Source organism: Pilimelia anulata (assembly GCF_014647895.1).
GTDB classification, from domain to species: domain Bacteria; phylum Actinomycetota; class Actinomycetes; order Mycobacteriales; family Micromonosporaceae; genus Pilimelia; species Pilimelia anulata.
Map to the genome: position 1 here is coordinate 115,633 of NZ_BMQB01000002.1, position 24,135 is coordinate 139,767.

Annotated in this window: 20 protein-coding genes; 8 read left to right on the top strand and 12 right to left on the bottom strand. The window is 77.3% G+C overall.

Annotated features, from left to right (window positions below):
* Positions 1 to 43 precede the first annotated feature (43 nt).
* The 10 genes from IEY94_RS05320 to IEY94_RS05365 form a co-directional block, all read right to left on the bottom strand.
* Positions 44 to 595 carry a flavoprotein gene (locus tag IEY94_RS05320; protein ID WP_229783347.1) on the bottom strand — a complete coding sequence of 184 codons (552 nt, stop codon included), beginning with the start codon at positions 593 to 595 and terminating at the stop codon, positions 44 to 46.
* 138 nt (positions 596 to 733) lie between these two features.
* Positions 734 to 2,848, bottom strand: coding sequence for a CotH kinase family protein (locus tag IEY94_RS05325; protein ID WP_189168932.1), 2,115 nt, complete (start codon positions 2,846 to 2,848; stop codon positions 734 to 736).
* Between the two features lie 341 nt (positions 2,849 to 3,189).
* Positions 3,190 to 3,660: a GNAT family N-acetyltransferase gene (locus tag IEY94_RS05330; RefSeq protein ID WP_189169338.1), complete on the bottom strand. Its 471-nt coding sequence runs from the start codon at positions 3,658 to 3,660 to the stop codon at positions 3,190 to 3,192.
* 704 nt (positions 3,661 to 4,364) lie between these two features.
* Positions 4,365 to 5,933, bottom strand: coding sequence for a tetratricopeptide repeat-containing diguanylate cyclase (locus IEY94_RS05335; protein ID WP_189168933.1), 1,569 nt, complete (start codon positions 5,931 to 5,933; stop codon positions 4,365 to 4,367).
* A 64-nt stretch (positions 5,934 to 5,997) separates the two neighbouring features.
* Positions 5,998 to 6,234: a hypothetical protein gene (locus tag IEY94_RS05340; protein ID WP_189168934.1), complete on the bottom strand. Its 237-nt coding sequence runs from the start codon at positions 6,232 to 6,234 to the stop codon at positions 5,998 to 6,000.
* Between the two features lie 91 nt (positions 6,235 to 6,325).
* Positions 6,326 to 7,108: a metal ABC transporter solute-binding protein, Zn/Mn family gene (locus tag IEY94_RS05345; RefSeq protein ID WP_189168935.1), complete on the bottom strand. Its 783-nt coding sequence runs from the start codon at positions 7,106 to 7,108 to the stop codon at positions 6,326 to 6,328.
* On the bottom strand, positions 7,032 to 7,916 hold the full coding sequence (locus IEY94_RS05350) for a metal ABC transporter permease (RefSeq protein ID WP_229783348.1): 885 nt from the start codon (positions 7,914 to 7,916) through the stop codon (positions 7,032 to 7,034). The genes IEY94_RS05345 and IEY94_RS05350 overlap by 77 nt, the downstream gene beginning before the upstream one ends.
* An 8-nt stretch (positions 7,917 to 7,924) precedes the next feature.
* Entirely contained in the window at positions 7,925 to 8,557 is a 633-nt protein-coding gene (locus tag IEY94_RS05355; RefSeq protein ID WP_229783349.1) for a metal ABC transporter ATP-binding protein, read from the bottom strand.
* Positions 8,554 to 10,170: a class I adenylate-forming enzyme family protein gene (locus tag IEY94_RS05360; protein ID WP_229783350.1), complete on the bottom strand. Its 1,617-nt coding sequence runs from the start codon at positions 10,168 to 10,170 to the stop codon at positions 8,554 to 8,556. Before IEY94_RS05360 ends, IEY94_RS05355 begins: the two co-directional genes overlap by 4 nt.
* Positions 10,167 to 11,936 (bottom strand): CoA transferase, encoded by a 1,770-nt coding sequence (locus tag IEY94_RS05365; RefSeq protein WP_189168936.1) that lies wholly within the window; start codon positions 11,934 to 11,936, stop codon positions 10,167 to 10,169. The genes IEY94_RS05360 and IEY94_RS05365 overlap by 4 nt, the downstream gene beginning before the upstream one ends.
* Positions 11,937 to 12,069: 133 nt before the next feature.
* Here IEY94_RS05365 and IEY94_RS05370 point away from each other — a divergent pair, with 133 nt between their 5' ends.
* A complete protein-coding gene (locus tag IEY94_RS05370) occupies positions 12,070 to 13,179 on the top strand; it encodes an acyl-CoA dehydrogenase family protein (protein WP_189168937.1) in 1,110 nt (369 codons plus the stop codon).
* 36 nt (positions 13,180 to 13,215) lie between these two features.
* Here IEY94_RS05370 and IEY94_RS05375 read toward each other — a convergent pair whose 3' ends face one another.
* Both IEY94_RS05375 and IEY94_RS05380 read right to left on the bottom strand, forming a co-directional pair.
* Positions 13,216 to 14,409, bottom strand: coding sequence for a hypothetical protein (locus IEY94_RS05375; protein ID WP_189168938.1), 1,194 nt, complete (start codon positions 14,407 to 14,409; stop codon positions 13,216 to 13,218).
* Positions 14,402 to 15,553 (bottom strand): MFS transporter, encoded by a 1,152-nt coding sequence (locus IEY94_RS05380; RefSeq protein ID WP_189168939.1) that lies wholly within the window; start codon positions 15,551 to 15,553, stop codon positions 14,402 to 14,404. The genes IEY94_RS05375 and IEY94_RS05380 overlap by 8 nt, the downstream gene beginning before the upstream one ends.
* A 149-nt stretch (positions 15,554 to 15,702) precedes the next feature.
* Between IEY94_RS05380 and IEY94_RS05385 the strand changes: the two genes are divergently transcribed.
* The 7 genes from IEY94_RS05385 to IEY94_RS05415 all read left to right on the top strand — a co-directional run bounded on the left by IEY94_RS05385 (position 15,703) and on the right by IEY94_RS05415 (position 24,134).
* Entirely contained in the window at positions 15,703 to 15,975 is a 273-nt protein-coding gene (locus tag IEY94_RS05385) for a MoaD/ThiS family protein (RefSeq protein ID WP_189168940.1), read from the top strand.
* An 11-nt stretch (positions 15,976 to 15,986) separates the two neighbouring features.
* On the top strand, positions 15,987 to 16,469 hold the full coding sequence (locus tag IEY94_RS05390; protein ID WP_189168941.1) for a M67 family metallopeptidase: 483 nt from the start codon (positions 15,987 to 15,989) through the stop codon (positions 16,467 to 16,469).
* Positions 16,470 to 16,752: 283 nt separating this feature from the next.
* A complete protein-coding gene (locus IEY94_RS05395) occupies positions 16,753 to 16,986 on the top strand; it encodes a hypothetical protein (protein ID WP_189168942.1) in 234 nt (77 codons plus the stop codon).
* Positions 16,987 to 17,028: 42 nt separating this feature from the next.
* Positions 17,029 to 19,086, top strand: a complete 2,058-nt coding sequence (locus tag IEY94_RS05400) for a collagen-like domain-containing protein (RefSeq protein ID WP_306341592.1) — start codon at positions 17,029 to 17,031, stop codon at positions 19,084 to 19,086.
* Positions 19,087 to 19,250: 164 nt separating this feature from the next.
* Positions 19,251 to 21,689 (top strand): DUF2334 domain-containing protein, encoded by a 2,439-nt coding sequence (locus IEY94_RS05405; protein WP_229783403.1) that lies wholly within the window; start codon positions 19,251 to 19,253, stop codon positions 21,687 to 21,689.
* Between the two features lie 172 nt (positions 21,690 to 21,861).
* Positions 21,862 to 22,434 (top strand): hypothetical protein, encoded by a 573-nt coding sequence (locus IEY94_RS05410; RefSeq protein ID WP_189168944.1) that lies wholly within the window; start codon positions 21,862 to 21,864, stop codon positions 22,432 to 22,434.
* Positions 22,435 to 22,772: 338 nt separating this feature from the next.
* Positions 22,773 to 24,134 (top strand): glycosyltransferase, encoded by a 1,362-nt coding sequence (locus IEY94_RS05415; RefSeq protein ID WP_189168945.1) that lies wholly within the window; start codon positions 22,773 to 22,775, stop codon positions 24,132 to 24,134.
* The last annotated feature ends 1 nt before the right edge of the window (position 24,135 follow it).

Consider the following 24,135-nt stretch of genomic DNA (forward strand, 5'->3'; position numbering starts at 1 on the left):
AACCCCCGACGCCCCGTCGGGTTCGGGGTGGCCCGCGCGGTCGTCAGCGGCGGGTCCGGGCGGCCGCCGCGGCCAGGGCGAGATGCCGGGGGAAGGCGGCGATCCGGTCGGCGCCGGTACCGGGCGGGTGGGGCGGGTTGCCCTCGGGTCCCAGCAGGACGGTGACCCCCTCGGCCCGCAGCGCGGCGACGGCCGTGCGCAGCGGCGCGCGGGCGGCCAGGGCGGTGTTCAGGAACGGCAGGACGACCACCGGTACGCCCGCGCCGACCCGCTCGGCGAGCACATCCAGGGCGTAGGTGTCGCAGATGCCGGCGGCGAGCTTGTTCACGGTGTTGAACGTGGCCGGGGCGACGATGACCGCGTCCGGCCGGTGCGTCGAGCGGCGGGGGTCGCCGGGGGTGCGGTGCGCCGACCGGACCGGGCGGCCGGTCCGCTGCGCGACCGCGTCGGCAGCGGCGTCGAGGAGGGCCAGCCCGCTCGGCGTGGCCAGGACGGCGGCGGACCAGCCGCCGGCGGCGGCGAGGTCCAGCAGCGCGGCCACGTACGGCGCCGGCCCGGCCCCGCACACCACCACCTCCAACACCCGCTCCCTCACGGCCTCACCCACTCCGAACCGACCTCCCGTGTCACTCCGTCCATGGTGAACCTCCCGGCAGGTTCACCTCGATGATCAATGAGGTCGGCGACCTTGTGGGTCGGTTTTCGGTACCGGATCTCTTGTTCGCCGGGCGGGTCAGCGGGGCTTGTCGGTGATCAGGGGGTCGGTGGCGAGGGTGCGGGTGCGTTGGCGGGTCAGGGTGCGGAGGCGCTCGGTCTCGCGGGTGGCCGCCGCGCGGTCCACGCCCGGCACCGTCGCCAGGACCGCGCCGAGGTCCGCGGCCGCCTTCGTCGCGCGGCCGCTGGCGTAGACGCGGCGGTACAGGTCGCGGTACGCCGTGCGGTACGCCGCCCGGAACGCCGGGCGGGCCAGGAACCGCTGGGTCAGGCCGGGCCGCGCGGCCCGCGGCGCCGTCGGCGGGCCGCCGCGCTCGTACGGGCCGCGGTCGGCCGGGTCGGCGAACGCGAGGTCGTGGTCGCGGGCGAGCGGGGTGAACAGCTTGCGGCGCAGGTCGTACCACAGGTAGTAGGGGCGGCCCGGGTCCGCGGCCGGGCCGGGGTCCAGCAGGAGGTTGCGCAGGGCGACGTACCGGGCCAGGGCCGGCACGTCCACCCGCCGCCCCAGCTCGCGGTCGAACGCGGCGTCCGGGGCCCGCTCCACCCAGCGGAGCAGGTCGGCCACCGGCTTGAGGTCGTGGCCGCGGTCGGCGGTGAGCTGGGCGAGGTCGTGCCGGTACCCGTTCCGGTCGCCGGCCGGGGCGCCGGGGCGGCCGTCGGCGAGGGCCCGGTACAGCACGCCGGGGCCGGTCAGCCGCTGCGCGACGCCGGTGTCCGGCTGCTCCACCACGAGCCGGGCCGCGGCGGGGCGGTCGTTGACGGTGAAGCCGGCGTACGCGAACCGCGGGGCCGGCTCGCCGGCGCCGGCGAGCAGGTTCAGCGCGAGCGCCTCGTTCAGCCCGGTGACCCCGGCCGGGCCGCCGACGCGGACGGCGATCTCGCGCAGGCCCTGGTACCGGCGCCCGGCCACGAACTCGTCGAACCGGATCAGCCAGGGGAGCGTCTCCGGCTTCTCGGTCGCCAGCGGCGCGACGCCCGGCCCGACCGGCGTACCGGCGGGCGCGGTGGGTGCCGCGCCGGCGGGCCGGTTGTCGCCCCGGTCGGGGCGGCGGTCGCGGTCCGGCCGGGGGCCGGGCCACGGGCCGTCGCGGCCGCGGTCCGGGCCATCGCCCCGGCCGCGGTCGGGATCGCGGTCCGGGTCGGGCTCGCGGTCCGGGTCCCGGTCCGGGTCGGGATCCCGCTCGCCGGACCCGCGGCCGCCACCGTCGGCCGGCCCGCCGCCACCCCGCCGGTCCGTGTCGCCACCCCGCCGGTCCGCGTCGGCCCCGCGCCCCGGTCCGCCGGTACCGCGCCCCTCGGGCGCCCCGCGCTCGCCGGCCACCGACCCGGCCTGCGGCCCGTGCTCGTCGGCCCGATCCTCGCCGGACCGCCGCTCGCCGGACCGTCCACCATCGGATCCGCCCTCGTCGGATCGGCCCTCATCGGACCCGCGGCCGGCACGCGACCCGCGGTCCTCCCACGCCCCGTCATCCCGCGGACCGTGGTCCCCCCGGTCGTCGCGATCCCCCCGGCCGGGCCGGTCGTCGCGGTCGCGCCAGCCCCGGCCGTGGTGCCGGTCGCCGCGCCCCTCGCGGTCCCACCACGGCCCCTCGTCCCCGTCCGACCACGGCCCGTCGCCCCCGCCGCGGTCCGGCCAGCGGTCGCGGTCGGGCCAGCGCTCCGGCCCCCGCCCGTCCGGCCCCCGCCCGTCGGGCTCGGGGCGGCCGTCGGGGCGGCCGCCCGCCGGCCGCTCCGGGCGCGGCCGACCGGCCCGGGTGAGGTCGGTCAGCGACGCGGCGCCGCGCAGCCGGATGCCCACGCTGGGTACCGGCGTGCCGTCGATCGTCAGGTCCGCCTCGACGTACCCCTTCTCGCCGTCGTCGAAGTAGTCGTCGAGCATCCGCTCGTAGTCGCCGTCCCGGAAGGTGACGGCGAGCCGGTGCGGCCCGGCGTCGAACAGGCCGCGGGTACCGGCGATGTCCACCGGCATCGCGGCGCCGCCGGCGATCCCGGTGACGTACGGGCGCGCCCGCAGCGCACCCAGCGCGATCGTGAGCAGTACGGCGATGGCCACGCAGGCCGCCAGCGGTCGCCAGTACCGGCGCAGCCGGCCGGCGAGCCGGCGGTCCGGTCGGGCGGGGGCCGCGGCGGTCACCGGGCTGGCCGGGCCGGCGCGCCGGCGGCGGGTGCGCCGGGGGAGTCCTGCAGCATGGTCGAGCCTCGCTTCCGCGACTGTCGGGGTGCGGTCGTGCCGGTGTCGCGTCCGCGTCCCGACCGGGCGTCGGGCAGCGGGCCGCGGCCGGGTACGACCGGTCGGGCGGACCGGTCACCCGACCCCGGCGGGCCGGGCGGCGGCGCCGGTGGCGCGCCCCGCGGTGGCTGCCGGCCGCCGGGTCGGATGGGGGCCGTGTGACGCATGGGAGTCCATGAATACCGCATGTGGGGCCCCGGAACGAGATGCGGGGCACCCCGGTTACGCCCGGGGCGCGAAAATTTTCAGCGGACGACCGGGCTGCGCCGCTCCAGCAGCAGGACGTCGCGCCAGCCGCCGTTGAGCCGGGCGACCCGTTCCCGGCTGCCGACGACGCGGAATCCGCAGGCGACGTGGACGGCGAGGCTGGCCGCGTTCTCGGGCAGGATGCCGGACTGGATGGTCCAGATCCCGGCGGCCTCGGTGGAGGCGACCAGCGTCGCGAGCAGGGCCCGGCCGACGCCGCGGCCCCACGAGTCGGGGTGCACGTAGACGGAGTCCTCGACCACGCCGGCGTACACCTCGCGGTCGGACACCGGGCTGCACGCCACCCAGCCGAGCACCGCGGCGCCGTCGACGGCCACGTACCGGTGCCCGGGCAGCCGGCGGGCGCTGAACTCCGCCCACGGCGGTACGGCGGTCTCGAAGGTCGCCTGCCCGGTGGCGATGCCGAGCCGGTAGATGTCCAGGACCGGCGCGGCGTGCCGGTCGGTCATCGGCACGACGCCGAACCCCGCGCTCACGCCGCGCCCCGCCCGGCGGGGCGGGCCGCCCCGGCGAACGCGCGGCGGCGGCGGTGCATGGGCGGCGGTGCGGTGGTCACGAGGGCTCCATGGTGTCGGGTACGGATCGGCCGGCACCGGGTGGTGGAGGGCGTGGCGATGCCCCGGGTCGCCGCACGCGGGGCCGGGCGGCCGGGCCGGGGCCGGGTCGGCGATCCCCGGCGGCGCCGCCCCGGCGCTGGCCCCGGGCCGCCCGAGTACCACCGGGCCGCCCGCCGCTGCGCAGGCTATCAACCCGGCCGGCGCCGCCACTTTCAGGTGATCAGCGGATTTCCGCCGGAAAGCCGCCGTTTCACAGCGGGCGCGGCGGGGCGCCGCCGGGCGGTGGGCGGTCGACCGGGTTGAGCTGCGCGCGGAGCCGGGCGGGCGGTCGCCGCGGCCCGTGAACGGCCGGCCGCCGCCGCCGGGACCGCCGCCTGCCGGGCCGGGCACCGGGTGCGGCAGCGCACCCGCGCGCGGTGAGCAGGATCACCGCCGGACCGCCGCGGCACGGGCTGGCGCCGCCACCGCGAATCCGACTGCCACCGCGCGAATCCGGCTGCCACCGCGAATCCGGCTGCCACCGCGAACCCGGCTGCCACCGCGAACCGGCGGCCGCCACCGCGAGCGCGGACGCCAGCGCCGGCCGGCGCCGCGGGTCAGGTGGCCGGCGCGACGCGGTCGCCGCCGGCCCGCTTCGCCACGTACATCGCCCGGTCCGCCCGCTCCAGCGTCTCCCGGACCAGGTGCGCCGGCCCGCCGGCCACGCCCACGCTGAGGGTGGCCGGGCAGCCGGGGATCGCCCGGACCGTGTCGACCATCCGGGCCGCCAGCCCGGCGGCGACCGCCGGGTCGGTACCGGGCAGCAGCGCGGCGAACTCGTCCCCGCCCAGCCGGGCCACCGCGTCGCCGTCGCGCAGGCAGTCCGCGATCGCCCGGGCGATCGCGCGCAGCGCGCTGTCGCCCGCGTTGTGCCCGGAGACGTCGTTGATCAGCTTCAGCTTGTCCACGTCGATCACCAGCGCGGCCAGCGCCGGCGCCGTCGCCGCGGGCTGCGCGACCAGCGCGTCGACGAACTCGTCGAAGCCGCGCCGGTTCGCCACCCCGGTCAGCGGGTCGGTGCCGGCGGCCCGGGCGATCCGCTCGTGCTCGGCGCGCAGCGTCTCGTACGAGACCATCGTGGTCGCCGCCTGGAGCGTCCGCTGCCGCTGCCGCCACAGCGCCGCGGCCAGCCGGTCGCCGTACGCCAGGCCGGCCGCCGCGCCCGGCGAGCCCTGCTCGCGCAGCAGCACCGCCCGGGTCCGGTACGCGGTGGCCAGGGTCAGCCACTCCACCTCCGGCACCGAGGCGATCGCCTCGTCCAGCACCGCCATCGCCTCGTCCGGGCGGCCCGACCGGTGCAGCGCGACCGCCAGGCACGGCTGGCTCAGCTCCAGCTCGGCCACGTCCTCCCGGGCGGCCAGCTCGGCCAGGTGCCCGGCCAGGTCCGCCGCCGCGCCCGCCGGGTCGTCGCCGAAGGCCCGGGCGCTGGCCGCGTACACCAGGCCGCGCAGCCGCCAGCCGGTCGCGGCCGGCCCGGCCGCCTCGGCGACGGCCCGCTCGGCGTACCGCTGGGCCTCGGCGACGTGCTTGTCGCCGTCGGGCTGCTCGCCGATCTGGTACAGCTCCAGCGCCCACTGCAGGTGCAGCATCGCCAGGTTGGTCAGCCACATCGACGGGTTCCCGGTGTCCACCGGCGCCGCCGTGCTCACCTCGTACGCCCGCCGGTACTGCGGCTCCGCCAGCTCGTACAGCCGGAGCTGGTGGTACCCGAGCGCCACCCCGGTGTACGCGTTGCCGGCCACGACCGGGTCGGGCTCCCCGTCGCCCAGCGCCGCCTCGGCGGCGGCCAGGTCGCGCAGGACCGCGTCGACGTCGTACTCGCCCAGCTCGCACTCGCCCAGCCGCAGCCGCAGCTCGGCCCGCAGGGACAGCCCGCAGGACCGCCAGCCGGCGGCACCCTCGCGCTCGGCGGCGGCCACGACCAGGTCGCCCGCGGCGATCCCCTCGCGGTGCCGGTGCAGGACCGCGAAACAGACAGCGCGCACGAAGTGGTACGCCGCGGGCCCGTCGGCCAGCTCGCCCGTCCGGGCGCGCAGCAGCTCCTCGGCGCGCGGCAGCACCTCGGCCACCCCGCCGGTCTGCGCCTCTTCGAGCAGGCGCACGGCGTGCGCCGGGACGTTCTCCATCGCGGTCCTCCGGCCCTCCCATCGGCACCGGGGAGCCGGGGGAAAGGGAGCCGGGCGAACCACGTCAGAGCAGGTCGGTCAGCGCCGCCAGCAGGGCCGCCCCGACGCCGGCCACGGTCGGGACCGCGAGCAGGACCAGCGCGCACCCGGACGACCCGCCGCCCCGGCCGCCGCCGCCCCCGCCGCCGCCTCGGCCGCGGCCGCCGGACCAGCCGCCGCCGTCCGACCAGCCCCCGCCGTCACCGCCGCCACCCCCGCCACCGCCGTCGCCACCACCGGCACCGCCACCACCGTCGGACATGCCACCCCTCCTCGCCGGACGCCGGGCACCACGCCCCCTTATCCGACCGCCGCGCGGGCGCCGGCGCAATGCCCCGGTCGGGGTAGCCGGCCTACTTGCCGAGGGCGACCGCGATCCGCTCCGCGTTGGACCGGAACACCGCGGTCAGGTCCAGGTCGGTGTCGGGGAAGTTCTTGATCCCCGCGGACGCGGCGCCCGGCACGTCCGGGTCGGCGCCGGCCAGGTGCCCGTTGCCGAGGACCAGCTTCGGCTTCTTCGCCGACAGGGCGGCGAGCTGGCTGGCCGTGACCGGCTGCGGCCCGTACGTGCCGACGACCGGCAGCCCGGCGAACTCCGCCCAGTACGCCATGAACACGTGCGCCACCGCCGGCGGCGCGGGCGTCCCGATCCGGGCCCGCAGGGCCGTGCTGATCGAGGCGTGGTCGCTGTCGAACGTGGACAGCCACGCGCTCGCCCGGTCCGCCGTGCCGAACAGCGCGCCCAGCCGGGTCACCTCGGCCCGGATCGCCGCCGGGGTGTTCTCCAGCTTGACCGGCTCCAGCTTCGCGCCGCCGCCCGCCGCCTCCCGGATCTTGGCGGCGAAGCCGTCGAACTCGGCGTACAGCACGTACCGGGCGCCGTTGACCGCCGCCAGGTCGCTCGGCTTCGGGTCGTAGTCCGGCGGGTGCTGGACGTTCGCCGGGGCGATCAGCGTGACCTCCGCCGCGCCGGCGGCCTTGGCCAGCGCGCCGACCCAGCTCGTCGACGCGACGACCGCCGGGGCGCCGGCCGCCGCCCGGTCCGGCGCGGGCGCGGCGTCAGTGCTGGAGCACGCGCCGGTCGAGACCAGGGCCACGATCAGCAGAACCAGTGCGGCGGTGCGGGGAGAGCGCATCCTTGACTCCTTCGGGTACGGCGTGGGTGAGCAGGGTCAGCGCGCCGGCGGTCAGCACGAGCACCGGGCCGGGCGGCTGGTCGAGGAGCAGCGCGAGGGCGAACCCGGCGGCGTTGCCGACGGTGCCGATGGCCACCGCCCACAGGGCGATGGAGCGCAGCGAGTGGCCGAGATTGCGGGCGGCGAGCGCGGGCAGGATCGTGACGGCGTCGACCAGCAGCGCCCCGGTCAGCGGCAGCGCCGACCCGATCGCCACCGCCACCACCATCAGCAGGGCGAGCAGCAGCGGGCCGGTGGCCACCCCGGAGCAGGCGGCCAGCTCCCGGTCGAACAGCAGCAGCGCCAACTGCCGCCGGTACCGCCAGAACAGCGCGTGCACCGCCACCGCGAGCACCGCGATCACGACGAGGTCGGCGGTCCGGACGGCGAGGATCGACCCCCACAGCAGCGCGAACGCGCCGGTGGCGTTCACCCCGGACACCGACAGGACCAGCAGCGCGGCGGCGATGGCGAACGTCATCAGCAGCCCCATCGCCCCCGGCAGCCCCGCCGGCCGGCGGGCCAGCGGCGCCAGCGCCGCGCCGGAGACCGCGCAGGCGATCAGCGCGGTGACCATCGGGTTCACCCCGGCGAGCAGGCCGACGGCGATGCCGAGCAGCGCGACGTGCATGACCGCGAACCGGACGGCGATGATGTCCAGCCCGACGATGAGCACCCCGACGATCGGCAGCCCCGCCGAGGCCAGCGCGAGCCCCAGCCCGGACCGCTGGACGGCCGGCAGGGTGAGCAGGTGCAGCAGTGCGTCCACCGGCGGCCTCAGACGATCCGCAGCCGGCCGGCGGCCATCTCGGCGACCCGGTCGCAGACGCCGGCCACGGCCCGGTCGTGGCTGACCACGACGACGGTGACCGGCTGGGCGGCGAGCAGCTCGGCGACCCGGCGCTGCCCGTCGAAGTCCAGCGCCGCGGTCGGCTCGTCGGCCAGGATCGCCCGCGCCCCGCCGCCGACCGCGCCGAGCGCCCGGGCGAGGAACGCGCGCTGCAACTGCCCGCCGGACAGCGTGTGCAGCGGCCGCCCGCCGAGGTCGCCGACGCCCAGCCGGTCGGCGGCCGCCGCGGCGGCCGCGGCGTGCCCGCTGCTGGCCAGCAGCTCGTCGACGAGCAGCGGGAACCGGCCGGGGGTGAGCCGCTGCGGCACCCAGGCGATGTCCCGCCGCCGGGCCGACCAGTCCGCCGGCCGCGCGGCCCGCCGCCCGTCCACCGCGACGCCGCCGCCGGCGACCGGGTGCAGGCCGAGGACCGTGCGCAGCAGGGTGGTCTTGCCGGAGCCGTTGGCGCCGGTCAGCGCGACGTGCTCGCCGGGGGCGACCGCCAGGTCGACGTCGGTGACGACCTCCCGCCGCCCGTACCGGCAGCGCACCCCGGCAAACGTGATCGCCGCCCCCGTCACCCGGCCGCCCCCGCGGCCAGCGCCTCCCACAGCCCCCGCTTGTCGATCTTCCCGGCGGCGGACAGCGGCAGCCGGTCGAACACCCGCCACACCTCGGGCAGCTTCGCCCGCTCCAGCCCGTGCGCGTCGGTCAGGTACTCGGCCGCCGCGGCGAGCGTCAGCGCCGTACCGGGGCGCAGCGCCACGCAGGCGGCCATCCGCTCGCCCATCAGCGGGTCCGGCACGCCCAGGCAGGCCACCTGGGTGACGTCCGGGTGCTGGGCGAGCAGCAGCTCGACCTCGACGGGGGAGAGGTTGCGGCCGCCGCGGATCACCACCTCGTGCTTGCGGCCGACCACGTGCAGGTACCCGGCGGCGTCGAACCGGCCGAGGTCGCCGGTGCGGACCCAGCCGCCCGCGGTCCGGTACCGGGCGTCGAACGCCGGGTCCACGTAGCACAGCGGGCTCATCGGCCCGAGCCCCCAGATCTCGCCCACGCCGCCGGCCGGGACGTCCCGCCCGTCCTCGCCGACGACCCGGATCGCCGCGACCGCCGGGTTGGGGCGGCCGACCGCGGTGTGCACGTCGGCCGGCGGGTCCGCCGGGTCGGTGGTGCAGTTGACGCCGTCGGCCGAGCCGTAGCAGTTGACGTACGCCGCGCCGAACCGCTCCCGGCAGCCGTCCACGGTGGCCGGGTCCACCCGCGAGCCGCCGGCCACGATCGCCCGCAGAGAGGACGTGTCGATGCTGTCCAGCCGCGGCTCGGCGAGCATCATCGCGAACATCGTCGGCACCCCGAACACCAGGTGCGGCCGGGCGCCGTCGATCAGGTCCAGCGCCCGGACCGGGTCGAACCGGCCCTGCACGATCAGCGTGCCGCCGTGCCGGGCCAGCGTCACCGCCGTCCCCGACGAGCCGAACGACGAGGCCAGCGGTACCAGGAACAGGTTGCGCATCGGCTCGGCCCCGTGGTGCAGCCCGGCGATGAACGCCCCGCGCCCGCCGGCCAGCGCGTCGTGCGAGTACGCGATCATCTTCGGCGCCGCCTCGGAGCCGGACGACACCAGGATCCGCGCCGGCCCGGCCGGGTCGGCCGGCACCGGCTCGACCGGCGCCGCGTCGGCGGCCAGCGCCTCCAGGCTGCCCGGCCCGCCGCCGGCCACGACGACCGCCCGCAGGTCCGGCAGCTCCGGCGCCAGCGCCCGCAGGACCCGGGCGGGGGAGGTGTCGCCGTACTTGTCCGGCACGACGGCCGCGGCGGCGCGGGACCGGCCGAGCAGCGCCCGGGTGTCCCGCCGGCCGCGCCCGATCGGGTACGGCAGCGCCACCGCGCCCAGCGCCGCGACCGCGAGGTCCGCGGCGACCGCCCGCCACCCGTTCGGTAGCTGGATCGCGACCACCTCGCCCGGCCGCACCCCGGCGGCGCGCAGCCCGCCGGCCAGCCGCAGCGCCCGCTCGCGCAGCGCGGCGTAGGTGAGCGCGCCGTCGTCGTCGATCACCGCGGCCCGCTGCGGGTGCGCGGCGGCGTGCCGGTCGAACAGCGTGAACAGGTCCGCGCCCGGGTACGGTCCGGCGGCGGACCACCACCGGCGCAGCGCCGCCGGGACGAGGTCGCGGGTGGGCAGGACGGTCACGGCAGGAACCTCCACGGGGGACGGACGAACGCGCACCCGGCGCGCTCCAGGAGAGCCGCCGCGGGCCCCGCGGCGAGCCGGCCGGGGTCCGGGCAGACGACCACGGCCGGGATGTCCGCCGCCCGCAGCCTCGCGGCCAGCGCCGCGGCCGGCAGCGCGGCGGCGCCGGCCAGCAGGCCCGCTGCCGGCGCCGCGCCGGCCGGCAGGGCGACCGCGCCGTCGGCGGCGGCCAGCAGCGCCCCGCCGGGCCCGGCGGGCGGGTCGATCGGCCGCCCGCACGGCCAGCGGTGCAGCAGCGACGACGCCGCCAGCAGGCTGGTGTCGACCCGCTGCCCGCGGCCGGTCCGCTCCCGGGCCACCAGCCCGGCCAGCACCCCCTCGGCGCAGGTCAGCCCGCCGAGGACGTCCAGCAGCGTCATCAGCGACCCGGCCGGCGGCGCGCCCGGCGGGGTCAGCCGGTCGGCCACCCCCGAGTACGCCTGCACCGTGAAGTCCGTGCCCGGCGGCGCGGTCCGCCCGCGCGCGTCCCCCCAGCCGCTCGCGTGCGCGTACACCAGCGCCGGGTTGACCGCCGCCAGGTCGGCGGCGTCCAGCCCCAGCTCGGCGGCCTTGCCGGGCGCCCAGTTGTGCAGCAGCACGTCCGCCCGCCGGGCGAGCTGGCGGACCGTGTCCCGCCCGGCGGCCGTGCGCAGGTCCACCGGGACCACCCGCTTGCCCCGGTTCAGCGCCAGGAACCGGGCCGACGTCCCGCCCACCATCGGCGGCATCCCGCGCAGCGGGTCCCCGCCGGCCGGCTCCACCCGGATCACCGTCGCGCCGAGCAGCCCGAGCAGGTGCCCGGCCAGCGGCCCCTGCACCCGCCGCCCCGCCTCGACCACCGTCAGCCCGGCGAGCGGCCCGCCGGCCAGCCCGCCGCCGTCCGCCCGGCGCGGCGCGGCCGCCCCCGGCAGCGGCGCGATCCGCCACGGCGGGGCGTCCGCGTCCGGGTCCCGCCGCCGCTGCGCGAGCGTGCGCACCGGCTGCACCGCCACGCCCGCGTCCCGGGTGGCGGCCACCACCCGCTCGTACGGCAGGTCCGCCAGCACCGTGTGCAGCGCCGCCGGGATCGGCGCGTACCCCGTGGCGTACCGCAGCACGAACGCCCGCCACCCCCGGTCCACCACCGCCGCCGGCACGCCGAGGGCCAGCCACAGGTCCCGCCACTGCTCCGGGTCCAGCGTCTCCAGCTCGAACCGCACCCCGTCCGCGCTGACGAACGGCGGCGGCACCCCGTCCGCGGCCGGCGCCGGCTCGGGCTCCTCGGCGGTCGCCGCGGCCAGGTACTGCGCCACCGTCAGCAGCGCCGCCGACGCCACCGCGACCCGCACCCCCGCCACCGGCCGCCCGCGCAGCCGGGCCACCGCCCCCGCCAGCACCCCCTGCACGGCCAGCACCCCCGCCGCCGCGGTCACGTGGTCGACGGCCAGCGGCGCCGGCCCGCCGCGCGCCCGCCCGTGCACGGCCATCGGGCCCAGCGCCGCCTGCGCGGTCGTCTCGTCCAGCGGCACCCCGTCCGGCCCGGTCCAGTCGATCTCGACCGCCACCGCCCCGTCGGGCAGCAGGAGCCGCAGCGGTCCCTCGCCCCGCCCCGGCGCGGCGCCGAGCAGCCCGAGGTGCGTGCGGGCCAGCCGCGCCGCCCCGCACTCCGCCCACCCCGCCAGCGCCAGCCCCGCCAGGGGCCCGCCCGGCGCGGGTGGGTCCGCTATGGTCGTGGGCCCGGCCGGCATGCCGGAGCCCGTACCGATCCCGGGATCCGCCCCGGTACCCGTTGCGATCCCCGCCCGTTCGATCGTCACAGCCACATAGTCGAACCCGGACGCCGCGTGGTTCCCGGCGTCCGCCACGTTCCCGGAGGCGGTCGTGACCAGCGCGGACGACGTACGCGAGTTCATCGATGGCCGGGTCGTCCCGGCCGAGCCCGTGCTGGCCCGCGGCGGCCCGCCGGCCCGCGCGGCGCTCGCGGAGCTGCGCGCCGCGGCCCGGGCCGCCGGCCTGTGGGCGCTGCCGCTGCCCGCGGCCCTGGGCGGCGCGGGCCTGACCCCGACCCGGTACGCGCCGCTGGCCCGGGCCGAGGGCCGCAGCGACTTCGGCCCCGCCGCCCTCGGCTCCGACCTGCTGCTCGACGCCACCATGCTCGACGCCCACGGCACCCCCGCGGTCCGGGACGCGTACCTCGCCCCGCTGCTCACCGGCGACCACCCGCCCAGCTTCGCGATGACCGAGCCCGGCGTCGCGGGTACCGACCCGGCGGCCCTGGCCTGCGCGGCCGCCCGCGACGGCGACCACTGGGTGATCACCGGCCGGAAGTGGTTCACCTCCCGCGCCGCCGACGCCGCCTTCACCACGGTCGTCTGCCGGACCGCCCCCGACGCCCTCTCCCTGCTCGTCGTCCCGACCGGCGCCCCCGGCTACCGGATCGTCCGCGAGCTGCCGGTGCTGGGGGCGGGCGGCCAGTACGAGATCGCCCTGGACGCCGTCCGCGTCCCCGCCGACCACCTGCTCGGCGAGCCCGGCGCCGGCCTGCGCCTGATCGGCGCCCGGCTGGCCCTCGGCCGGACCCTGCGCTGCCTGCGCTGGCTCGGCCAGGCCGACCGCGCCCACGAACTGATGCTGCACCGGATGCGGCACCGCCGGGTCGGCGCCGGCCCGCTGGCCGACCGGCAACTCCTGCACGGGTACGTCTTCGCCAACCACGCCGAGCTGCTCGCGGCGACGGCGGCCACGGACGCCGCGGTGGCGGCGGTCGAGTCCGGCGCGGACACCCGGATCGCGGTGGCGACGGCGAAGGTGCTGACGGCGCGGGCGTACGCGGCCATCGTGGACCGCGCGATCCAGGTGCACGGCGCCGAGGGCCTGTCGGACGACACGCCGCTGGCGCTGCTGCACCGGACGGCCCGCGCGGCCCGCATCCTCGACGGCCCGGACGAACTCCACATCACGACGGTGGCCCGCCGCCTCCTGCGCGGCTAGCGCCGCGCGGCCGGCCCGCAGGCGGGCAGCGCGGTTTCACCACAGCGGTACCCGGACGCGGCCGGTGGCGCGGGCGAGCAGGGCGAGCAGGAAGTGGTCGCCCCAGATCAGCTCGTGCGCGGTGGCGATGCCGCGGTCGGCGTCGTAGCAGCCGTCGAGCAGCGCCCCGCCGCGCAGGTGCCGGGCGACGAGCCGGGCCAGGTGGACCTCCTCCCCATCCGGCGCGACATCGACCGGCGGCGACCCGGCCGCCGCATCGGCGAGGGTCCACAGTCCGGCGGCGGCGATGACGGCGGCCGACGTGTCCACCGGCCCGGCGCCGGGCGGCTCCGCGGACAGGTACGCCGGCGGGGCGACGCCCGGGGTGGTACGCCGCCGCCAGTACGCCGCCGCCCGCCGCGCCGGCCCGGCGAACTCCGGCCACCGGCGCGCGGCGTTCGCGGTACCCAGCACGCCCCACGCCTGCCCCCGCGCCCACCCGCCCGCTCTCCCGTCCGCGCCGGGGGAGTGCCCCACCCCGGCCGGGCCGCCGGGATCGCCGCCGGACTCTCGCCCGCCGGTCCGGCCGGCCGCCGCCCGGGGCAGCGCCATCTCGGGCCCCACCCGCCCGTCGTCGGCCAGCAGCAGCCGGACGGTCGTCCCCGCGTGCGCCCGGCCGACCCCGTCGGCCCCCGCCATGCCCCGGTCGGCCGCCCAGCCGAGCAGCGCCACCACGGCACCCAGCGCGTCGATCCCCACCCGCGGCCGCGGGTCGCGGGTGAAGGCCGTACCCACCGGCACCGCCCCGTACCGCGCGTCGAACGCCCCCACCAGCGCCCGCGCCCCCGCCAGCGCGACCGACTCCGCGAGGTCGTCGCCGCACAGCAGCGCCCCGACGGCGGCCCCGTGCCAGAACGTCATCGCCCGGGTGACCGTGTCGTCGCCGGCCCGCTCGGCCAGCCGCCCGGTCCACCGCCGGGCCGCGTGGCGGTGCCGGCCGCTGCCGGTCACCGCGGCCCGCACCCACAGGCACCCGACCCAGAACCCGCCGGTCCAGGACCCCCGCCGGCTCGTCAGCCAGTCCCCGCCGGCCGCGGCGTACAGCGGGAACCGCTCGCCCACCGCCGCCTCGACCGCGTCGACCCGCCCCAGCACGGCGCCGAGCGCCCACTCCCACCCCTCGCCCGGACCGCCGGGTCCGCCGCCATCGGAGCCGCCGCCACCCGCCCCGCCGGCACCCGGCTCAGCCATCGCCGACCCGCCGCAGCACCACCGCCACCGCCCCGGCCGCCGCGAACACCACGGCGACCGCACCCCACCCGACGCCGTACCCCGCCGCGTCCGCCAGCGCCCCGAACCCCGCCGGCCCGACCACGAACCCGCTGAAGAACCCCAGCGACACCAGCCCCGACGCGTGCCCCGCCGCCCCGCCCCGCCGGACCACCGCCACCATCGACACCGCGTTCGCCCCGGTCGCCGTCGCCCCGATCCCGAGCGCCGCCACCCAGACCAGCGCCCCCGCCCCGGCGTCGGCCGCCCACAGCAGCGCGCCGAACCCGCCGGCCAGCACCGGCAGCAGCAGCAACGCCGTACCGAGCACCCCCGGCCGGTCCGCCCAGCGCGCCCAGGCCACCCGCCCGACCACCCCGGCGACCCCGAACACCGCCAGCACGGCGCCCGCCGCCCCCACCCCGAGGCCGAGCCGCTGCCCGGCGAACAGCGGCAGGTACGCGTTCACCGCCGCCAGCCCGGTGCCCAGCAGCAGCGAGTACCCCACCAGCGTCCCCAGCCACCGCGACGGCCGCCGCCACCGCCACCACGCCCCGCCGCCGCGGCCCGCGCTCGCCGCGACCACCACCGGCGCGACCACCGCCAGCAGTACCGCCGCGGCCGCGACGACCCGCAGCGCCCCCCGCCACCCCCACGCGGCCGCCGCCACCGGCAGCAGCAGCCCGCAGGCGAACGCCGCGACCTGCACGCCCGACTGCTTGATCCCGATCGCGGTCGCCCGCCGCGGCCCCGGCACCGCCCCCGCGACCAGCAGGTTCGTGGCCGGATTCGCCAACGCCTGCCCGACCCCGGCGACGGCGACGGCCGCCACGAACACCGCGTACGACCCGGCCAGCGACGCCCCGGCGAGCGCCACCGCGACCACCCCGCCGAGCGCGACCAGGCACCGCCGCGCGCCGACCAGGTCGGCCGCGTGCCCGGCGACCAGCGACCCGGCCGCGGCCACCGCGAACGTCGCCGTCACCACCCCGCCGACCCCGGCCCGGGACAGGCCGAACTCCGCCACCAGCAGCGGCGCCAGCGCGCTGACCGCGTACAGCGGCGCCATCGCCACCGCCATTCCCGCGGTCGCCAGCGCCGTCGGCGCCCACCACCCCCGCCCCATCCCGAACCCCCTCGCGCGCGGGTCGCGACGCGACCCGATAAACCGGATAGTCGTCGCCGCCCGGGCGAAAGTTCCCGCAGAATCCAGGCTGGACAGTACGCGCCGGCCGCCACATACTTCGACGGGCCGATCCGCGGGAGAGGAACGAGATGGCGATCGAGGTACATATTCCGACGGTCCTGCGCCCCTTGGCCGAGGGAAACCGAACCGTGGCCGGCAGCGGCGGCACCATTGACGAACTCATCGACGTCCTGGAATCCCGATTCCCCGGAATGGGAAAGCGTCTCCGGATCGACGGTGAGGTACCCCGATACATGAACATCTACGTCAATGACGCCGACATCCGCTTCGACCGCGCGCTGTCGACCCCGCTGCGCGACGGCGACGTGGTATCCATCCTCCCCGCCGTCGCCGGCGGCTGACGCCCCGCCGCATGCTCGACGCCGAAACCGTCCGCCGGATTCACGCGGACGCCGCGGCGCGCTATCCCGCGGAGTGCTGCGGATTCGTCCGCGGCCGCCGCGTGGTGCCGTGCCGGAACGTCATCGCCGAACTGGCGGCGGCGCGGGGAAAGGTGCGCGACGCGGGCAGCGGATTCGCGTTCGGGCCGGCGGACCTGCGGGCGCTGGACGACTCGTTCGACAGCGCGGACCCGGCCCACACGATCTACCATTCGCACGTCGGCGCGGGCGCGTTCCTGAGCGCCGAGGACCTGCGGTACGCGCTGGTCGACGGCCGGCCCGCGCACCCGGTGGAGCACCTCGTCGTCGATGTGCTGGGCGGCGCGGTCGCGGGCAGTCGGGTGTTCGCCTTCGACCCCGCCCGCGGCAGCTACGCCCCGGTCCGGGACCACGACGCGGACGGGAACCCGGTCGCGCTCGGCCTCCTGCCCGGCCGCCGCGGACGGTTCGCCTAGCATCGCGGGAATATCCGACTAACACCGAATGCCGGTTTTGTCGCTGGTCTGCTGTCGGCCGTCGACCGGGCCGCCCGGGCCGCGGGTCGGGATCGCCGCCGGAGCGGACGCCGGTCCCGCCCGTTCAACCGGCGCCGGCCGTGGGCCACCCGATCTACGTTGATTAAGCGGTCCGTTGGGGATTGTCGGGAAGTGTCGATCCGCCGGACGTCCACACTGGTCGCCTGGTCCGGCGGGGAGCCAGTGGCGAAACCGAGCCCGCGCAACGAGTGATGAGGTGCCGGTGTCGTACTTCGCTTCCCTGTTCCGCCGCGCGCGGGAATGGTCCGTGCGGGCGCGGGCCCTGGTCGCCGTCCTCGCCCTGCTGGGCGTGGCCGGCGGCGCGGCGGCGGTGCATTTCGGCACTCGCTCCGAGCCCACGGTCACGGTGACCAGTACCGATCCGAATCAGGTTCCCGCGCCACCCCGTCCGCCGCGCGCCACGCCGGTGGAACGGATTGTGTCACCGGCACGCTGATCGTCCGCTTGCTTCCCTACCCCCACCCCCAAGGAGAAGAGAGTGTCTATCCGGAACCAGAAGCGTCGGATCATCTCGCTGTCCGTCGCAGCCGTGGCAATCCTCATGGCCTCGGGAACCGTCGCGTACGCCGGCATCCCGAATACCCAGACCGGCGCGATCACGGCGTGCCGCAACGCGAAGACCGGCGCTCTCCGGGTCATCGACCATCAGGCCGGCAAGCGGTGCGTCCGCGGGGAGGCGACCCTCAGTTGGGCCCAGCGCGGCGCGACCGGCGCGAAGGGCGCCACCGGCGCGGCCGGCGCTACGGGTGCGCAGGGCGCCAAGGGCGACGCCGGAGCGACGGGTGCGCAGGGTCCGCAGGGCGACGCCGGAGCCACGGGCGCGCAGGGCGCAACCGGAGCCGCGGGCGCAACGGGCGCAACGGGTGCGACGGGTGCCGCGGGTGCGACGGGCGCCACGGGGTCGCAGGGCGCGAAGGGGGACACGGGCGCCACCGGCGCGACCGGCGCGCAGGGTGCCACGGGCGAGACCGGCGCCACGGGCGCGCAGGGCACCAAGGGTGACACGGGCGCTACCGGCGCTACCGGCGCTACGGGTGCGCAGGGCGACGCGGGTGCCAAGGGTGACACCGGCGCCACGGGTGCGCAGGGCGACACGGGCGCGACCGGTGCGCAGGGCGCCAAGGGTGACACCGGCGCGACCGGTGCGCAGGGTGACACGGGCGCTGCGGGCGCCAAGGGTGACCAGGGCGACGCCGGCGTACCGGGCCTGCCCGGCGCGACCGGCGCGACGGGCGCCACCGGCCCGCAGGGTGAGAAGGGTGAGACCGGCGCTACTGGTGCTCAGGGCGCCACCGGCGCCCGGGGCGAGACCGGCGCTACCGGCGCCACTGGTGCTCAGGGCGAGACCGGCGCGACCGGTGCTCAGGGTGAGACCGGCGCCACCGGCGCCACCGGCGCGACCGGCGCTACTGGTGCTCAGGGTGACAAGGGTGAGACCGGCGCGACCGGCGCTACTGGTGCTCAGGGCGAGACCGGCGCGACCGGCGCTACTGGTGCTCAGGGTGAGAAGGGTGAGACCGGCGCTACTGGTGCTCAGGGCGCCACCGGCGCCCAGGGCGAGACGGGGGCGACCGGTGCCCAGGGTGCTACCGGTGCTCAGGGTGAGAGGGGCGAGGCCGGCGCGACCGGTGCCCGGGGCGAGACCGGCGCGACCGGCGCAGAGGGTGCCCGGGGCGAGAAGGGCGAGACCGGCGCCACCGGCGCGAAGGGCGAGACCGGCGAGACGGGAGCTACCGGTGCCCAGGGCGTCCAGGGTCTCCAGGGCCTGCCCGGCGCGAGCGCCTACGACGTAGCCGTCGTCCAGGGCTTCGGCGGCACCGTCGAGGAGTGGCTGGCGTCGCTGATCGGGCACGACGGCACCAACGGCCAGGACGCGTACCAGCTCGCCCTCGCCCTCGGCTTCGAGGGCGACGAGACGGCCTGGCTCGCCTCGCTCAAGGGCGCCGCCGGCGCGGTCGGCCCGCAGGGCGCGGCCGGTACCGCCGGCCAGAACGGTCAGGCCGGCGAGGCCGGGGCGACCGGCGCCACCGGCGCGACCGGTGCCGCGGGTGCCACCGGTGCCGCGGGTGCCAACGGCGCGAAGTGGTTCGCCGGTGCCGGCGCTCCGGCGGCGGATCTGGCCGGCTCGGTCGTCGGCGACATGTACCTGAACACCACCGACGGCAAGGTCCACAAGAAGACCGCCGCCGCGACGTGGACGGTCACCGCCGGCAGCCTGACCGGACCGCAGGGCGCCACCGGGGCGACCGGCGCGACCGGAGCCGCGGGTGCCAACGGTGCGGCGGGCACGATGGGCATGGTCAACGGCACCTCGTCGACCCGGACCATCACCAGCCTCAACGAGGGCTCGACCTTCGACACGGCTGCCTGCCCGGCCGGAAAGGTGGCCATCGGCGGCGCCTTCAGCGTCACGAACAGCCGGGACATGTTCGTCCGGTCGAGCGTGCCGAACGGCAACACCTGGCGGTTCCAGATGGTTCGGGAGACGAACAGCGACGTCGCGGTGACCTACTACGCGATCTGCGCCAACTCCTAGCAGTACCCGGGGCGGGGGCACCGATGACGTCGGTGCCCCCGCCACCGCTCCGGCGCCCGGCCCGCCCGCACTCCGCGGCCGGGGCGCCGCCCCTCCCCTTCGCCGCGTGGCGGCGCGGTCCCCCTCCGGCCGCGAACAGAGACGAGGAACCTCACGTGCGTAGCATGCGACTGCTCGCCGCCGCGACCGCCGGGGCCCTGGCCGCCGGCACCCTCGCGGTGCCGGCCTCGGCCGCCGGCCCCACCGTGGCGAGCACTTCACCGGCCGACAAGGCCGTCGGCGTCCCCACGACCGCGAAGCCGACGGTCACGTTCGGTACCGAGATCAAGCCGGCCTCGGTGCGCTACTCGTGGCGCACCGACCGGCACGCGGACGTGCCGGCCAGCTTCCGCGTCGACGCGGCGAACCGGACGGTCACCTTCGCCCCCCGCAACCCGCTGACCGCCGGCGGCAAGTACACGATCACCGTCACCGCCCGGGACGCCGCGACGAACACGACGGGCAGGTCGTACGCGTTCAGCTTCACCACCGGCACCCCCGACACCAGCGCCCCGACCGCCCCCGGCACCCCGACGGCGAGCGGGGTCGGCGCGACGTCGGCGACGCTGGCCTGGGCGCCGAGCACCGACAACGTCGGCGTGGTCGGCTACGACATCCACGCGGCCGGTACGGCGACCCCGATCGCCAGCACGACCGGCGCCACCGGCAAGGTCCTCGACGGCCTGACGCCGAGTACCGCGTACTCGTTCACGGTGCGGGCCCGCGACGCCGCCGGCAACGTGTCCCCGGCATCGGCCGCGGCGGCCGTCACCACGGCGACGCCGCCGGACGCGGCCGCGCCGACCGCGCCGGGCAAGCCCACCTTCACCGAGGTCACGGCGACGGGGGCGAAGGTGAGCTGGGCGGCGTCCACCGACAACGTGGGCGTGGCGAGCTACCAGGTCCTCGGCGGACCGGAGCCGATGACGGTGTCCGGCACCGCCGCGACGCTGGCGAACCTGACCCCGCAGACGGCGTACTCGATCACGGTCCAGGCCCGCGACGCGGCCGGCAACGCCTCCGGCGCCTCGGCGGCGGCGGTCCTGACCACGCCGGCGCTGCCGATGGTCAACGCCAGCTCCGGCCGGGGCATCCCCGGCGCCACCGCCAACACGCTGGTGGTCTACGACAGCTCCGACCCCACGTACGGCTTCCTCGGCGGGCAGTACGCCACGATGACCGCGAACCTGTCCTCGCACTTCGGGGACTGGACCGCGCAGCCGGTGGTCGACTACGCGGCGGGCACGCTGAACAACTTCGACGCCGTCGTCTACGTCGGGGCGCTCTACGACGAGCCGCTGCCGCCGGCGTTCCTGGCCGACGTCACCGCCACCACCAAGCCGGTGGTGTGGATGTACAACAACATCTGGCAGTTGACGGCGTTCGACCCGAACTTCGCGGCGAACCGCGGCTTCACCTGGTCGTCGTTCGACTTCTCCACGATCGACAAGGTGCAGTACGAGGGCCGCACCTTCACCCGGAACACCCTCAACGGCGCCGGCCTGATGCAGACCGCGATCAGCGACCCGGCGAAGGCGCAGCCCGTCGGCGAGGCGGTCCGGGCCGACGGTACGACGCTGCCGTGGGGCGTGCGCTCGGGCAACTTCACCTACCTGTCGGAGATCCCGTACTCGTACATCAATGAGCGGGACCGGTACGTGGCGTTCACCGACCTGCTGATCGACGTCCTGGCGCCGGCCACGGCGGCCCGGCACCGCGCGCTGGTCCGGATCGAGGACGTCGGGCCCGACTCCGAGCCCGCCGAGCTGGACGCGATCAGCGCCTACCTGGGCGGCAAGCACATCCCGTTCTCGGTGGCGGTGTACCCGCGCTACCGCAACCCGCTGGGCACCGACAACGGCGGCGTGGCGCAGGACTACACCCTGTCCGACCGCCCGCTGGTGGTCGCGGCGCTCAAGCGGATGCAGAACCGCGGCGGCACGCTGCTGATGCACGGCTACACCCACCAGTACGAGGCGGTGGCCAACCCGTACAACGGGGTCAGCGCCGACGACTTCGAGTTCTACGCCGCGCACATCGACGCCAACAACAACGTCATCTACGACGGGCCGGTGCCGACCGACTCGGAGCAGTTCGTCCAGGGGCGGATCGACGCCAGCTTCGCCCAGTTCGAGGCCAACGGGCTCGGCCGGCCGACCATCTTCGAGTTCCCGCACTACGCGGCCAGCGACCTGGACAACCGGGTCATGGTCCGGACGTTCCAGAAGCGGTACGACCGGGGGATCTACGCGTCCGGCGCGCTGCGCGGCGGGGCGGTCGACCACAGCCGCATCATCGGCCAGTTCTTCCCGTACCAGGTCCGGGACATCTACGGGGCGCTGGTGATCCCGGAGAACCTGGGCAACATCGAGCTGGAGGCGTTCAACAACCACCCGGCCCGGCTGCCCGCGGACCTGGTGGCGGCGGCGCAGGCCAACGCCGGGGTCCGGGACGGGGTGGCGAGCTTCTTCTACCACACGTACCTGGGCACCTCGTACCTCCAGCAGACGGTGGAGGGCATCGAGGCGGCGGGCTTCACCTTCGTCGCCGCCGGGAACCTGTAGCGGCCCGGCGGGTTGCGCTCGCGGCGGCGGGCTGGATGGGCGAGGGCCCTTTCAGCCCGCCGCCGCCGTCTGCCGGCCGGTGGGACGACAGGGGCGGCCACGCCCGGTCCGTAGGCTTGGGCATATCCGAAATATAAGGCATTTTATTCTTCGACAGGCAAGGGGGACCGCGGTGGTGGCGTTCAGCGGGAAGACGAAGCTGGTGCTGGGCGCGGTCGCCCTCACGGTCGTCGGCGGCCTCGGCGGCTGGCAGCTCCCGCGCCTGCTCGACGGCCAGCCCTCCTACACCGGCGAGCCGGCGTCGGCGCTCGCCGGGGGCCTGGGCTGCACCGGGTACCAGAAGGACCCGGTCCGCGACGAGCAGGTCTTCTCCTACTTCGACCGCGGCACGTGCAGCCTCGACGGCACGGTCGTCACCCTGACCACCTTCCGCGACGAGGCGGAGGGCAAGTCGTTCCGGACGCTGATGAACGGCGTCATCCCGCTCCTGCACCCCACCTGGCGCGGGGCGGCCATCGCCGAGGGCGACGGCTGGAGCGTGGCCGACAAGGTCAACCTGACGCCGACGGCGGCCGAGAACGCCGTGCGCGCCCTCGGTGCCGGCCGGGTGCACGTCATCCCGTTCGCCGCCGGCGGGACGGCCGCCACGCCCGCCGCCGCGGCCACCCCGACCGCGGCCGCCACCCCGGCGCCGCGCCGCCCGACCGCGCCCCGCCCGACCGCCACCCCGGCCCGCCGCCGCTAGCCCACCGGGACGAAAGTCCCGCCCCGCCCGCCGTTCCAGCACCCCCGCGCCCGCGAATGTCGGACGTACGGAAACTACTGCCAGTAGTTACGCCGGGTCGGCTGGCCGGTTCGGCCCGAACCGGGGAGTCCCCGTGGAACGAGGTGCAATATCCCGATAATACTGCTGTTCACCAGGGACATACGCCGGCAAGTCCGATTCCCGGCTGGCCGGTGCGGCCACAAGTTCGACCACTCGGCTTCCGGCTATTGCATTACTTTCAGTAACTTCCTAGCGTGTTGACGCGTGGTATCCCGGCACCGCGACCACCCGTCGGAACACCAGCCGCAGGGAGTGGGATGAGTGCGATGTACGCGTGGCTCACGCTGATGCTGGCCCACGCCGTCCTGCTCGCCTGGCCCGCCCTGACCACCACGCTCGCCGTCCACGCCGTATCGGACCGGGGCCGCCGCGGCCGGTCCACCGCCGGCAGCGTCGTCGGCCCGAGCGAGTTCTGGATCGTGGTACCCGCGCTCAACGAGGAGCGGGTCGTCGGCAACACCGTCGCCGCCGCGCTCCGGCTGCCCGGCCCGACCGGCGCCCGCTGCCGGGTACTGGTCGTCGACGACGGCTCCGACGACGCCACCCCCGAGGTGCTCGCCGCGATCGACCACCCGCGGCTGCACGTACTGCGGCGCGACCCGCCCGCCGCGCGGCTCGGCAAGGGCGAGGCGCTGAACGCCGCCTACCGGTGGATCGCTGCCCGGGCCGCCGCCGAGGGGACCGCCCCGCGGCACGTCGTCCTCGGCATCATCGACGGCGACGGCCGGGGCTGCCGGCACCTGCTGCGGGAGGTCGGCGCGCAGATGAGCGACCCGCGGGTCGCCGCGGTCCAGTGCCAGGTGCGCATCCGCAACCGGAACCGGATCCTGGGCGCGGTCCAGGACCTGGAGTTCGGGGCGATGGTCAGCGCCTTCCAGGCGCTGCGCGACCGGCTCGGCACTGTCGGCCTCGGGGGCAACGGCCAGTTCACCCGGCTCAGCTCGTTGCAGACCCTCGGCCCGGCGCCCTGGTCGGGCTGTCTGGTCGAGGACCTGGAGCTGGGCCTGCGGCTGCACCTGTCCGGCGCCGACATCCGCTACACGGCCGCCGCGTCGGTCACCCAGCAGGCCGTGGTGGACGTGCGGCGCCTCACCCGCCAGCGCACCCGCTGGGCGCAGGGCAACCTGCAGTGCACCCGGTACCTGCGGCAGCTCGTGGCGCACCGGGGCAAGTCGGTGCTGGCCCGCGCCGAGATCCTCTACTACCTCATGGGCCCCTGGCTGAACGCGCTCATCATGGTCGTGCTGCTCGGCTACGCCGCCGTGGCGTCGGTGGCGATCGCGGTCCACGCGCCCCTGGACTCCCTGCCCACCTGGGGCCACCTGGGCGCCGCCGCGGCGACCTGGCTGCTCGCCGTGCTGTTCCCCGGCTTCATCTGGGCGCTCGTGCACCTCACCCGGCTGCGCGACGAGGGCGCCTGGCGGCTGGCCCTGGCGGCGCTGGCCTACCCGGTGTTCCTGCTGCTGGGGCTGCTCGCCACCTACCGGGCCGTCGCCCGGCAACTGACCGGGCGGCAGTCGTGGACCAAGACCGACCGCCTCGCCGAGGAGCCCGCCCCGCCCGCGGACCCGTCCCCGCCCGCCGACGCCCGGCGGCCGACCGCGGTCGTGGCGCGGTGAC